The 13,502-nt window shown below is 72.1% G+C and carries 9 protein-coding genes; 5 read left to right on the top strand and 4 right to left on the bottom strand.

Annotation, left to right across the window (positions count from 1 at the left end):
* Positions 1-150: 150 nt before the first annotated feature.
* Positions 151-879: a DUF998 domain-containing protein gene (locus MYF83_RS06255; protein ID WP_248959218.1), complete on the top strand. Its 729-nt coding sequence runs from the start codon at positions 151-153 to the stop codon at positions 877-879.
* Between the two features lie 69 nt (positions 880-948).
* Here MYF83_RS06255 and MYF83_RS06260 read toward each other — a convergent pair whose 3' ends face one another.
* Together MYF83_RS06260 and MYF83_RS06265 are read right to left on the bottom strand one after the other, a co-directional pair.
* Positions 949-1,617 (bottom strand): hypothetical protein, encoded by a 669-nt coding sequence (locus MYF83_RS06260; RefSeq protein WP_248959219.1) that lies wholly within the window; start codon positions 1,615-1,617, stop codon positions 949-951.
* The gene (locus MYF83_RS06265) at positions 1,614-3,266 is read right to left on the bottom strand and encodes a PHP domain-containing protein (RefSeq protein WP_248959220.1); all 1,653 of its coding nucleotides are present in this window, start codon (positions 3,264-3,266) and stop codon (positions 1,614-1,616) included. Before MYF83_RS06265 ends, MYF83_RS06260 begins: the two co-directional genes overlap by 4 nt.
* A gap of 434 nt (positions 3,267-3,700) precedes the next feature.
* Here MYF83_RS06265 and MYF83_RS06270 point away from each other — a divergent pair, with 434 nt between their 5' ends.
* The gene (locus tag MYF83_RS06270; RefSeq protein ID WP_248959221.1) at positions 3,701-4,903 is read left to right on the top strand and encodes a nucleotide disphospho-sugar-binding domain-containing protein; all 1,203 of its coding nucleotides are present in this window, start codon (positions 3,701-3,703) and stop codon (positions 4,901-4,903) included.
* Positions 4,904-5,152: 249 nt separating this feature from the next.
* Positions 5,153-7,210, top strand: coding sequence for a glycoside hydrolase family 6 protein (locus MYF83_RS42460; protein WP_279339190.1), 2,058 nt, complete (start codon positions 5,153-5,155; stop codon positions 7,208-7,210).
* 134 nt (positions 7,211-7,344) lie between these two features.
* Here MYF83_RS42460 and fdhA read toward each other — a convergent pair whose 3' ends face one another.
* Both fdhA and MYF83_RS06290 read right to left on the bottom strand, forming a co-directional pair.
* Positions 7,345-8,568 carry a formaldehyde dehydrogenase, glutathione-independent gene (gene fdhA, locus MYF83_RS06285; protein WP_248959222.1) on the bottom strand — a complete coding sequence of 408 codons (1,224 nt, stop codon included), beginning with the start codon at positions 8,566-8,568 and terminating at the stop codon, positions 7,345-7,347.
* Positions 8,569-9,205: 637 nt separating this feature from the next.
* The gene (locus MYF83_RS06290) at positions 9,206-10,318 is read right to left on the bottom strand and encodes a family 2 encapsulin nanocompartment cargo protein polyprenyl transferase (RefSeq protein ID WP_248959223.1); all 1,113 of its coding nucleotides are present in this window, start codon (positions 10,316-10,318) and stop codon (positions 9,206-9,208) included.
* 406 nt (positions 10,319-10,724) lie between these two features.
* Here MYF83_RS06290 and MYF83_RS06295 point away from each other — a divergent pair, with 406 nt between their 5' ends.
* Positions 10,725-12,734 (top strand): erythromycin esterase family protein, encoded by a 2,010-nt coding sequence (locus MYF83_RS06295; RefSeq protein ID WP_248959224.1) that lies wholly within the window; start codon positions 10,725-10,727, stop codon positions 12,732-12,734.
* Positions 12,735-12,803: 69 nt separating this feature from the next.
* Positions 12,804-13,487: a dienelactone hydrolase family protein gene (locus MYF83_RS06300; protein WP_308201407.1), complete on the top strand. Its 684-nt coding sequence runs from the start codon at positions 12,804-12,806 to the stop codon at positions 13,485-13,487.
* Positions 13,488-13,502: the final 15 nt, after the last annotated feature.

A 13,502-nucleotide genomic window follows, 5' to 3' on the forward strand; every position in this document is an offset into this window, starting at 1 on the left:
TGGCGCGGCACCGGCTCCAGCCGGCTGAGGCTATCCCCGGCGACCGAGGCTGCGTAGGCTGAGCACCGCGAGTGTCGCCGGCATCGGCGGACCCCCTTCCGCGCAGGGCCGGCCAGTTCCGGTGGACGGCCCGGCAGGCAGGAGTGACGGATGCGCAGTGACAATGCCGATGTCGCCGGGCAGGGAGAGGCCACGCCGCTCCGGCCGGCCGCACCCCTCCAGCGCGTGCTGCTCGCCTGCGGGGCGGTCGGGCCGCCGCTCTTCGTCCTGGCGTTCCTGGTGGAGGGGGCCACCCGCCATGCGGGGTACGACCCGCTGCGGTATCCGGTGAGCTCCCTCGCGATCGGGCCGTCCGGCTGGACGCAGACCGCGAACTTCCTGGTCACCGGGGCCCTGCTGCTCGCGTTCTCGTTCGGCCTGCGGCCGGCCGTTCGCCGCTACGGGGGCGGTGTCTGGGCGCCGCTGCTGATCGGCCTGGTGAGCATCGGCCTGATCGGCGCGGGCGTCTTCGTCACCGATCCCGTCAACGGCTATCCCGAAGGCACCCCGATGGTGCCGGTGAAGACCATGTCCGGCACGCTGCACGACCTGTTCTCCGCTCTGGTCTTCCTGGGACTGCCCGTCGCCTGTCTCGTGCTGGCCTACCGGTTCTGGGTTTCGCGGCACAGAGCCTGGGCGGGGTACTCCGCCGGGACGGCCGTCGCGTTCCTGGGCTGCTTCGTCCTCACGAGCATGGGCTTCGCCCGGGATCCGGTGTTCATGCCGGTCGGCGGCCTGCTGCAGCGCCTCACGCTGGCCATCGGATGGGCGTGGCTCACCTTGCTCGCGCTGTACCTGCTCCGCCGGAGGCCGCCCGCCGCACCCGCCTCCCGCCCCTAGCCGGCCACGCCGGCCCCGCGAGGTCGCACCGCCGCTGAGCTTCCCGCCGGCTGGCGACGGCCTGCCTCGTTAGGTGACCTCGCCGCCGGTCACCCGTGGTCGGCGCAGGCAGGGAGTGGGGTCGGGGACCTCGGCCGGCATGAGGCGCTCGCCGGAGGCGGGCATGGCGAGCAGGACGACCTGCCCGTCGCGCCACTGCGGCCGCACGTGGTCGTTGGTCGCGACAGGCGTGTCCGGTGAGGGCGCCTCCGGCTCGCCCAGCACGACGATGCGGTCGATCACCGAGCGGGCCAGCACGTCGGCGACGGTCAGTGTGCCGGTGAGCTCCGCCCTGCCGGGATAGAGGACCAGCCGCCCGCCCGACCCTGAGGCGCGTTCGGCCGCCGCCAGCGCGGCGCCCTCCGCCAGGTCCGCCGGCCCCGTACGGGCGTCACCGAGCGCGGTGCCCAGGTCGCCGAGCGCGGTGCCCAGGTCACCGAGCGCGGTGCCCAGGTCACCGGGCAGCGAGCCGAGGTCGGCGGTGAGCGTGCCGAGGCCGGCGGCCCCGCCGCTGGTGGCTTCCCTGGCCGGCTCTCCGGTGGTCAGCGAGCAGGCGACGTGCGGGAGTCCGGTCGCGGTGCGGACGAAATGGGTGCAGCCCACGGTCCCGGGCGGGAGGCCGAGCACCTCCACCACGTCGTGGAGGAGATGCTCGGCCTCGGCGACCGTCCGCGAGCCCGCGTCCAGGCCGAGGATCATCCGCGCGGCACGATCCAGATCGGGTTGCTGTAGAACCAGAGGTCCTTCCACGGGTCGGCGTCCCCGAAGACGTCGATGCGGGGACCCACCGGGTCGACCGCCGCGCCGAGCAGACCGGCGGCGCCGCGGTTGCCGTCGGTGCCGCGCAGCCGCACGTACACCGGCCGGTCGACGGCGCCGACCTGGTAGGTGAACGTGACCGTCCCGGTGTTCTTGCCGACCTCGAACGACTTGACCACCTTGGTGGCGGGGGTGGTGAAGACGTCCTTGTCGGCGGCGGGTCCGGTGACGTCACCCTGGATGACGTCCACGCGGGCCAGGGCCGGGACGAACTGCGCCCAGTTCGGCTGGTTCGCCAGCGTGATCTCGATGGCGATCTCGACCTTGGCGCCCTGGCGGACGTGCAGCGTGTCGCCGAGGGTCACCCCGCGCTGTCCGGTGCCGGCCTGGCGGGCGCGCACGACCAGCGCGCTGATCAGGCCGCCGTGGTCGACCCAGACGCGGCCCTGGCGGATGCCGTCCATGACCGCGGTGTAGGAGAAGCCCTTCGACCCGACGTGGGTCCGGCTGTAGTAGCCCGGCCAGAAGTCGCCCTTGGTGAGGTCGACGACCCCCTTGTAGACCGGGTCGTTGTAGCGCCCGTTGGCCTCGAAGTCGCTGCCGGGGCCGCGGTCGCTGGTGTCGCCGTAGACCCAGTGCGAGTCGGAGTTCGCGGTGATCCACCAGCTCTTGCCCTCGGCGAGCAGGCTGTCCCACAGGCCGCCGACGGTGGCGGTCATCCAGTCGAAACCGCCGAAGGTCTTGTAGCTCTCGGCCGGGTAGGCGGGGAAGGAGTCCGCGCCGGGGGTGCTGTCGTAGAAGCCGCGCCCGGAGCCCGGGCCGTTCGGCTTGGGGATGCCGGCCGCCTGGTGACCCGGCGCGCCCTCCATGCCGACGGCGATGTCCGGCTGCGCGTCCCGCCAGCCGCGGATCTCGTGCGGGGAGTCGAGACCCTTGCGGGCGGGGTGGTTGGCGAGGAACAGAGCGGCCTCGACGCGGCGGTTCTTCACGGCGTCGGCGAGGAAGTTCAGCCCGGCGATGGCGAGGGCCTCGTTCTGCGGGGTGGACGCCGAGGCGCCCTTGACCGAGCCGTCGAAGGAGTTCTCGAACTCCTTGAGCGTGGCGACCTCGTTGCGGCCGGGGGCCACGAACACCGTGCCGTGCTCGGCGGCCGGGATGTTCCACTCCAGCCCCTGGAAGACCAGGGTGTCCTTGACGGCCTGGCGGGCGGCGACGATGTCGGGGTTGACCTTCTCCACACCGATCTTGGCGTGCGCGACGCTGCCGTGGTCGGTGATGACCATCCAGTCCAGGCCGTACGCGTTCGCGTGCTGGACCTGGTCGCTGACCTTGTAGATGCCGTCGGAGCTGTGCTGGGTGTGGATGTGGTGGTCGCCGGCGAGCCACAGGTAGCCGTCGCGCGGCTCGGAGGCGTGCCTCGCGCGGTCGGTCGAGGAGGTGGCGGCGGCCGCGGTGTGCTGGGTGCCGAGCACCCCGGCCGCGGTCAGGCCGGCGCCCAGCAGGCCCGCGCGCCGGAACATCTGGCGCCGCGACAGCTGGCCGGGGGAAAGCTCGGAGTCGGGGACCGACATGTCCACGACCGGCGCCATTTCGCCCTGCTCGTGGGCGTGCTCGGCACCGTGGGAGTGGTCGTGGGGGTGAGCATGCGGATGATCGTGAGGGTGGTCGTGCCCGTGGCCCATGTCTTGCCTTTCCATCCCGCCGGAGAGATCTTGCTCCGGCTACGTAGGCACCCTCGCAAGAGCGGCTGAACCGCACATGAACGGTCCGGATCGGTAAGTGGGCGAACGGCTTGCGACGTCGCGTACAGGTGGGAGGGGGAGGGCGGGGGAGATGACCCAAACATGACCCGGCGAGCCGCTCGGGCACGCCGATCCGGGGCGGTGGCAGGGCCAAGCTGGCCTTCGAGCCCGCCCCACGCGGGTCTTCGTCCAGGCCTCGCGTCAGGTCTGCGCGCGGGGCTTCACGCGGGCCCGCGCGCGGGTCCGACGGCGTGGCCGCCGATCTCCTGGAGGTAGTACACGTGCGGATCCTGTTCACCACGGCGCCGTTGCCCGGCCACTTCCTGCCCCTGGTGCCACTGGCGTGGGCGTTCCGCTCGGCCGGGCACGAGGTGCTGGTCGGCGCGGTGGAGAGCTTCGTGCCGGCGGTCGTCCGTTCGGGGCTGCCCGTCGCGTCGTCGGGACCGGCGATCGAGTTCACCGATCTGGTCCGCCGTGACCGGGCGGCCGGCGCGGGAACGGTGGCGAGCGGGTCGGGCGAGCAGCGCCGCCTGCACGGGCGCGGGTTCGGCCGTATCGCGGCCCATGCCCTGCCCGGGATCGCGGCGCTCGTACGCGCGTGGGAGCCCACACTGATCGTCAGTGAGCGCGCGGAGTTCGCCGGCCCGATCGCCGCGGCCGTCCACGGCGTGCCCTGGGTGCGCTACCACTGGTCGGTCGCCGGGCTGCACGAGTACAGGGACGCCGCGGCCGAGGAGTTCGGCGGCGAGCCGGCGGCGCTGGGACTCTCCGCGATGCCGGAGCCGGGGATGGTGCTCGACCCGTGGCCGGAGTCCCTGCGCCTGCCGCACGCGAGGGGCCACCACGGTGTCCGCCACGTGCCGTTCAACGGAGACGCCCACGTCCCGAGCTGGGCTTTCGCGCGCCGGGACAGGCCACGGGTGTGCGTGACGCTGGGCACGCTCCTGCCGCGGTACGGCGTCGCCGGCGACCCGGAGTTCATGGTGAGGCTGCTCCGCGACCTGGCGCGGCCCGACATCGAGCTGCTGGTCGCGGTGGACGACGACATCGCCGCGTCGTGGCCGCCGCTGCCCGCCGGCGTGCTGCACGCCGGCCGGCTGCCGCTGGCCGAGGTGCTGGCGACGTGCGACGCCGTGGTGCACCACGGCGGCCAGGGGACCGCGCTGACGGCCCTGCTGACGGGCCGCCCGCAGCTGGTGCTGCCGCAGATGGACGACCAGTTCGAGAACGCGGACGCGGTGGTGCGGGCGGGCGCGGGGGTGCGCCTGTCGCCCGGCGAGATCACGCCCGAGGCGGTGGCCGAGGGCTGCCGGGAGGTGCTCGGCACGCCGCGGTACGCCGAGGCCGCGGCGCGCGTGGCGGGGGAGATGACCCTCCAGCCCTCCCCGTTCGACGTGGTGCGGTCGCTGGAGGACCTCGCCGGCTGCCGTCCGGGCGCCGGGCCGCGCCGTGCGCCCGGACGGGTAGGCGCGCCTTCCAGATGAATGTTTCATCGGACTCCGTGGTGATCCACTGAGCCGTGCCGCGTGTTTGCACAGCACAACATGGGCGGCGGGCCGGGTGCGGCGGGCAAACGGGCCGCCGCCCCGGGTGGCCGCCCGCAATCTGCTGTACATCCTCTCGGAACACTCCGACGATGGGAGCGCTCCCACCGCCGATGTCGAGCTGGGCGCTGCTTGGCCGCCTCAAGAAGGCGGCGGACCGATCAGTTTCATGAGGGAGACAAACAGACAATGGGACCCCACAAGAGTTCCTGGCGCAGAGGCCTGACGGCGGTGACAGCGCTAGCGCTCGCCGCCATCGGGATCGCCGTCGCCCCGACGTCGGCGAATGCCGCCGTCGCGTGTGATGTCACGTATGCGAAGGCATGGGAAGGCGGTAACGGGTTCGGCGGAAACCTCACGATCAAGAACCTCGGCGACCCGCTGACCAGCTGGACGCTGACCTTCGCCTTCCCGGGCAGCCAGAAGGTGACCCAGGGCTGGAGCGCCGACTGGTCGCAGTCCGGTGCGAACGTGACCGCGAAGAGCCTGTCGTACAACGGGAGCCAGGCCACCGGCGCCTCGTGGAGCATCGGGTTCAACGGCACCTTCAGCGGCACCAACAGCAACCCCACCAGCTTCGCCATCAACGGCACGACGTGTAACGGCGGCGGAGGCAACCCGACCCCGACCCCGACGCCCACCGTCACCCCCACCCCCGGCACCCAGTCCCTGGTCGTCAGCCCGACCTCGGTGAGCGTCCCCGAGGGCAGCACGGCGACCTACGCCGTCCGCCTGGCGACGCAGCCGACGAGCAACGTGACGGTGACCACGACCGCCGGCAGTGGTGACTCCGACCTCTCCGTGTCGAGCGGGGCCAGCCTGACCTTCACCACCTCCAACTGGAACACCGCCCAGAACGTGACGCTGCGGGCCGCGGAGGACACCGACACCACCAACGGCACGCGGGCCTTCTCCGTGGCCTCCTCCGGGCTCACCTCGGTCGCGGTGACCGCCACCGAGGCCGACAACGACACCGGCGGGGGCAACCCCGGCACGCACGTCGACAACCCCTACGCCGGCGCCACGGGTTATGTGAACTCCGACTGGTCCGCCAAGGCCTCGGCCGAGCCGGGCGGCGCCGCCGTCGCCAACGTCTCGACCGGTGTGTGGCTCGACCGCATCGCCGCCATCGCCGGCACCTCGAGCGCCAAGGGCCTGCGGGCGCACCTCGACGCGGCCGTGCAGCAGGACGCCTCGAACGGCAGCTCCCCGCTGACCGTCCAGTTCGTCATCTACAACCTGCCGAACCGTGACTGCTCGGCGCTGGCCTCCAACGGCGAGCTGAAGATCGCCGAGAACGGCCTCAACCGCTACAAGACCGAGTACATCGACCCGATCGCCGCGATCATGAGCGACTCGAAGTACTCCGCGCTGCGCATCGTGACGATCATCGAGATCGACTCGCTGCCGAACCTCATCACCAACACCAACCTGGCCGCGTGCCAGGAGGCGCAGTCGTCCGGCGCCTACGTGCAGGGTGTGCAGTACGCCCTGAACAAGCTGCACGCGATCAGCAACGTCTACACCTACATCGACGCCGCGCACCACGGCTGGCTCGGCTGGGACACCAACTTCGGCCCGGCCGCGCAGCTCTTCGCCAGCACCGTCCGCGGCACCACCGCGGGCATGGCCAGCGTCGACGGCTTCATCACCAACACCGCCAACTACTCGGCGCTGACCGAGCCGTACTTCACCATCAACACCTCGGTCAACGGCACGTCGGTGCGGCAGGCCAAGTGGATCGACTGGAACTTCTACGTCGATGAGCTCACCTACGCGCAGGCGTTCCGGCAGCGGCTCGTCTCGGAGGGCTTCGCGTCCAACATCGGCATGCTGATCGACACCTCCCGCAACGGATGGGGCGGGTCGGCCCGCCCGACCAAGACGAGCACGTCGACCAACGTCGACACGTTCGTGAACGAGTCGCGCGTCGACCGCCGGATCCACGCCGGCAACTGGTGCAACCAGAGCGGCGCCGGCCTCGGCGAGCGGCCCAGGGCGAACCCCGCGACCGGTCTCGACGCCTACGTCTGGATCAAGCCTCCGGGTGAGTCCGACGGCTCCAGCACGGCGATCCCGAACGACGAGGGCAAGGGCTTCGACCGGATGTGCGACCCCACCTACGGTGGCAACGAGCGCAACGGCAACAACGCGACCGGTGCCCTGTCAGGCGCCCCGCTCTCCGGTGCCTGGTTCTCGGCGCAGTTCCGCCAGCTGCTGGCGAACGCCTACCCGCCCCTCTCCTGATCCCTCTCGACAGCGGGCCCTGCCACGGCTGACCGACAGCCCGTTGGCGGGGCCCGTCCCCAGGTCACCATCGTGGCCCTGCTCCGGACAGGGGTCCTCTCCGGGGCGGGGCCATGATCCATGTACGGGGGACGCTATGCCCGTGACCCGAGCATCCCGTGCGGGTCCAGGACGAACTTGCGGGCCGCGCCCTTGTCGAAGTCCGCGTAACCCCGCGGGGCCTCGGTGAGCGGGATGGGGGTGGCGTTGACCGCCTCGGCGATCCGCACCCGGTCGTGGAGTATCGCCATCATCAGCTGCCGGTTGTAGCGCATGACGGGGCACTGGCCGGTGAAGAACGCGTGCGACTTGGCCCAGCCGAGGCCGAACCTGATCGACAGTGACCCCTCCTTGGCGGCCTGGTCCGCGGCCCCGGGGTCGCCGGTGACGTACAGGCCGGGAATGCCGATGGCGCCGCCGGCCCGGGTGATGTCCATGAGGCTGTTCAGCACGGTGGCGGGCCGCTCGACCCCCGCCTCGGCGCCGTGGCCGCGCGCCTCGAAGCCCACCGCGTCGACCGAGCAGTCCACCTCGGGGACGCCGAGGATCTGCTCGATCTGGTCCTTCGGCTCGCCCTTGGACACATCGACGGTCTCGCAGCCGAAGCTGCGCGCCTGCGCCAGGCGATCCTCGTTCAGGTCCCCGATGATCACCACGGCGGCGCCCAGCAGGAGCGCCGACGCGCCGGCGGCCAGCCCGACCGGGCCGGCGCCCGCGATGTACACGGTGGAGCCGGTGCCGACGCCGGCGGTGACGCACCCGTGGTACCCGGTGGGGAAGATGTCCGCCAGCATGGCCAGGTCGAGGATCTTCTCCATCGCCTGGTCCTTGTCGGGGAACCGGAGCAGGTTCCAGTCGGCGTAGGGCACCAGCACGTACTCGGCCTGCCCGCCGACCCAGCCGCCCATGTCGACGTACCCGTACGCCGAGCCGGGCCGGTCGGGGTTGACGTTCTCGCAGATGCCGGTCTTGCCCTCCTTGCAGTTCCGGCACCGGCCGCAGGAGATGTTGAACGGGACCGACACCAGGTCGCCCACCTTGACGAACTCGACGTCGGGACCGGTCTCGACGACCTCGCCGGTGATCTCGTGGCCCAGGATGAGGCCCGCCGGCGCCGTGGTGCGCCCGCGGACCATGTGCTGGTCGCTGCCGCAGATGTTGGTCGCGATGGCCTTGACGATCGCGCCGTGGCCGACCTTGCGGCCGACGTTGGCGGGGTTCACGCCCGGCCCGTCCTTCAGCTCGAACTCCGGGTAGTCGGTGTCCTCGATCTCGACCCTGCCGGGCCCGAGATAGGCGACGGCCTTGTTACCGGGCATGCTGCTCCCCCTGCGAGCCGCGCGACGGTGGGTGGGGGACAGCCACGAAGATCGTGTCGTGCCGCGGCCGGACGAGATCGGCCGCGGCATGGCATGACCGGCCGCTGTCCCCCTGAGCGCGGGCGACGGCGGAGCCCGGCCCGAACGCGCTGCGCGGCACCCGGCGGACACCCGTGGAACCGGGGTCCGTCGCGGGTGACCGGCCATCGCTCGCCCCCACGACAGACGTTCTTCCCCGGTGATTCGTCATATATCCGCAGCTCATAGGCATAAGTCGGGCTATAGGAGGCATTGGTTGTATGTGCCCGAGCCCAGCCGCCGCAGGCGGATGCTCATCCTGGTCACCTGCTGCATGAGCCTGTTCGCCGAATCTCCTTCAGCGTGGAGACCTCTGCGGTCCCCGGGTGGTCTCCCCCTTCCGGGCGGTGTCCGCTTGCGTCGTCGGGCGGTCGCACCCCTCCGCTCGGTGTCCACTCGCGTCTCTGGGCGGTCCCACCCTTCCGTTCGGTGTCGTGGTCGTGCATCGGGCGCCGTGACGGCGAGTACGGTACGGCGGTACCGGCGCCCTTCGTACGGCGAGCGACCCAGGACACCGCACCGGCGCCGGTCGCTTCGAGCGGAAGGGGAGGCCGCGCGTTCAGTGATCGCGGTGGGCGACCAGGTGGGCCAGGGCGCGCAGCTCGGCGGTGGCGCGCGGCGCGGGGCGGTCCAGGGAGGCGAGGTGGGCGAGGGCCTCGGCCAGCAGCGCGTCGGCGTGTTCCTGCGTCCACTCCCGCCCGCCGGCGGCCTCGACCAGACCGGCGGCACGCATGAGGCCGGCGTCGGTGTCGGCCGGCCCGGCGCCGGTGGGGGGCAGGCCGGGTGCCGAGGCGAGGTTGGGCAGGCCGGGGGCGGCGGCGGGGTGGTGGCGCCGGTAGAAGGCCGCCAGCTCGCGGGCGGCGGGGGTGCCGGAGGTCAGGGCGGCGACCACGGGCAGGGACTTCTTGCGGTTGCGCAGGTCGGAGTAGACCGGCTTGCCGGTCACCGCCGGGTCGCCCCAGATGCCGAGCAGGTCGTCCACCAGCTGGAAGGCCAGCCCGAGCCGGTCGCCGAACCGGCGCAGGCGCTCGACCCGCTCCGGCCCGCCACCGCCGAACAGGCCGCCGAGGGTGCAGGCGGCGCCGAGCAGGGCGCCGGTCTTGCTCTCGGCCATGCTCACGCACTCGGGCAGGGTCACATCGTCGCGCCGCTCGAAGGAGGTGTCGGCGCTCTGCCCCTCCACCAGGTCGAGCACGGCGGCGCCGAGCACCCGTGCCGCCTCCGGGACGGCCGGGCGGCCGTCGGCCCTGAGCACGTCGAAGGCCAGCGTCAGCAGCGCGTCCCCGGCCAGGATCGCCGCGTTGACGCCGAACACGCTCCAGGCGGTGCGGCGATGGCGTCGGGTCGCGTCGCCGTCCATGACGTCGTCGTGCAGGAGGGAGAAGTTGTGCACCAGCTCCACCGCGACGGCCGCCGGCAGCGCGGCGGCGGCGGAGCCTCCGGCGGCCTCGGCGGCCAGCAGGACCAGCGCCGGGCGGACGGCCTTGCCCCCGCCGACCGCGGCCGGCAGGCCGTGCTCGTCCAGCCAGCCGAAGTGATAGCCGGCGACGCGCCGCATCGAGGGCGGCAGGGTCTCCACCGCGGATCGCAGGCCGGGGCGGGTCAGATCGCGGCTCCACGCCAGCACCTCCCGCGCCGACCGGACCGTCGACGCGCGAGTCGTCTCGCTCACGACCACACCACCTGAGCGCTCTGGTTACGGTGTCGCTTTCCGTGGCCGTAATTATGAAACCGCGTCTTTGATGTGTCAATTATGGTTTCCCCGGCCGGCCGGTCCGAAATTAATGGCATTCGCCGATAAGAGCGGTCGTGATCAGGAAATTCCATCCGGTGCGGCGGTTAATGACGGGACGCGTTATCGGCCCTCCCTTGCCCGCCCGCCTGCCCCGCTCGCCCGCGTGCCCCGCCCTCCGTCCGTGCCCGAGATTTGGCCCGAGACCCGGCCAGGAGGACCGGGCGAGGAGAAGGCGTAGGCTGCGAACAAGGCCCAGGACCGCCCCGAGACCCGTGCCGGCGCCCGCAGCGCCGGTGCGCCGTGTCGCCGGGCGGTCCGCCTCCGAGCACGTTAGGGGGCCGCGATGTCCGACCGCCTCTTCTATGACCGCAGAGATGCCGGTCGAGCGCTGGCCGGCCTTCTCGACCGTTACCGGGGACACCCCGACCTCGTCGTCCTGGCGCTGCCGCGCGGGGGCACGCCCGTCGGGTACGAGGTGGCCAAAGCCCTCGGCGCCCCCCTCGACGTCTTCCTCTCCCGCAAGCTCGGCGTCCCCGGCCAGGAGGATCTGGCGATGGGGGCGATCGCCGGAGACGGCGTGATCGCGCTCAACGACGACCTGGTCCGAGGCCTCGCCATCCCCCCGGAAGTGGTGGAGCACGTCGCAGGCTGGGAAGGGCGGGAGATCGTCCGCTGGGAGCAGCACTTCCGCCAGGGCCGTTCGCCGCAGCGGGTCGAAGGCAGGGTGGTGGTCCTCGTCGACGACGGCCTCGCCACCGGTGTCGCGCTGGTGGCCGCGCTCAAGGCCCTGCGCCGGCTGCGGCCCGCGCGCGTGATCGTGGCCGTGCCCGCCTGCTCCGTGGCCACCTTCGAGGAACTCGAGATGGAGTCGGACGAGGTGGTCTGCGCGACCACCCCCTCGCCGTTCTTCGTGGTCGACCCCTCCTACTGGGGCTTCAAGGAGGTCACCCTGGAGGACGTCCGCGACCTGCTCCGCGCGTCCGCGATGTCGGCGCAGGCAGGCGCGGGCGGGCAGGGGCCGAGCGACGTCTCCGCCGTCCGCGCGGAGGCCGTCCCGGTCGAGGACGGCACTCCCGCGCCCGAGGCGCTGTTCGAACTCATCGGCGACGCCCACTACGTGCTGATCGGCGGAGCCTCCCACGGCACGCACGAGTTCTACGCGACGCGTGCCGCCATGACGCGGCGGCTCATCGAGGAGCGGGACTTCTGCGCCGTCGCGGTGCAGGCGGACTGGCCCGACGCCTACCGGGTCAACCGGTACGTCCACGGCCGCACCCAGGACGCGACCGCCGAGGAGGCGCTGCGCGACTTCCGGGGGTTCCCGAGCTGGATGTGGCGCAACATGGTGGTGCTGGAATTCGTGGAATGGCTGCGCGAGCACAACGACCGGATCCTCGCCGGCCTTTCCGGCCAGGCGGGTTTCTACGGCCTCGACGTCTATGGCGCCCACCGGACGATGCAGCAGGTGGTCGCCTTCCTGGAGGGGATCAACCCGCTCGCCGCCGACCGCGCCCGCGAGCGCTACGCCTGCTTCGACCACATCGGCCCCGACGACGAGCCCTACGGGTTCAGCCCGGCCTGCGGGGCCGGTATGGGCAGCGAGGAGGACATGATGGCCCACCTCGTGGACCAGCGGCGGGACGCGATGCGGTGCGCGCGCGAGGAGGGGTTGCTCGCCGAGGACGAGATGTTCTACGCGCAGCTGAACGCCGGGGCCATGAGGGGGGCCGACGAGCATTACCGCGCGATGCTGTGCGGCCGGATCTCCGCCTGGAACCACCGGGACCGCCACATGGCCGACACGCTGGACGCGCTCGCCGAGCATCTCGGCCGGGTCCGGGGCGGCCCGGCCAAGATCGTCGTATGGGCGCACAACGCCCACGTGGGCGACGCGCGCGCGACGGAGGCGGCGTGCCGCGGCGAGGTCAACCTCGGCCAGCTCGTACGGGAACGGCATGGCGACGACTGCCGCATCATCGGAATGACGACCTACACGGGCACGGTCACCGCGGCCGACCGCTGGGGAGCGCCGGGCGAACGCAAGTGGCTGCGGCCCGCGCTGTCCGACAGCGTGGAGGAGCTGTTCCACGAGGTCGGCGAGAAGCAGTTCTACACCTGGTTCGCCACGGCGCTCCGCACCGCCGACGTGCTGCGGTCCGCGCGCCTGCAGCGGATGATCTCCGCCGTCTACGTCTCGCAGTCCGAGCGGCGCTGCCACTACTTCCGGGCCAGGCTGCGGGACGAGTTCGACGCGGTGATCCACATGGACGAGACGCGGGCGGTGGAACCGCTGGAGCGGACGGCCCGGTGGGACCAGGGCGAGCTTCCCCGGACCTACCCGTCCAGTGTCTGAGAGGCGGAAGACCGGTAGGAGGCCACACGACCGGCGACCGGCAGGAGGATCACGACCCGGCAGGAGGACATGATGGTCGAGCGGCAGAGCCTTGCGATCCCGGCGGTGGGCGTCTCGCTCGGAGCGGACGTCACGGTGCCGCGGCCCGCCCATGGCGTGGTGGTGTTCGCGCACGGCAGCGGCAGCAGCCGGCACAGCCCGCGCAACCGGCACGTCGCGGCCGAGTTGCACACCGCGGGGCTGGCGACGGTGCTGATGGACCTGCTGACCCCTGAGGAGGAGGAGGTCGACGCCCTGACCGCGGCGCTCCGTTTCGACATCGGGCTGCTCGCGGAGCGCGTGGTCGCGGTGACCGACTGGCTGCCGCGGTACAAGCCGCTCGCCAGCCTCGGCGTCGGGCTGTTCGGCGCCAGCACGGGCGCCGCGGCGGCGCTGGTGGCCGCGGCCGAACGTCCCGCCACGGTCCAGGCGGTCGTGTCGCGGGGCGGCCGGCCGGACCTCGCCGGTGACTTCCTCCGCCTGGTCCACCAGCCGACCCTCCTCATCGTCGGGGAGTACGACACCGTCGTGATCGATCTCAACCGCAAGGCGATGGAGCAGATCCCAGGTCCGACCGCCTTCGCGATCGTCGCCGGGGCGACACACCTGTTCGAGGAGCCCGGCACGCTGGACCAGGCGGCCCACTTGGCGCGTGACTGGTTCGCCCGCCATCTGCGGACCGTGCACTGGCGCGAGGTCCATCCCACGGCGTAGGAGATCAAGCCTTTA

The organism is Sphaerisporangium perillae (assembly GCF_023276435.1).
Taxonomy (GTDB): Bacteria; Actinomycetota; Actinomycetes; order Streptosporangiales; family Streptosporangiaceae; genus Sphaerisporangium; species Sphaerisporangium perillae.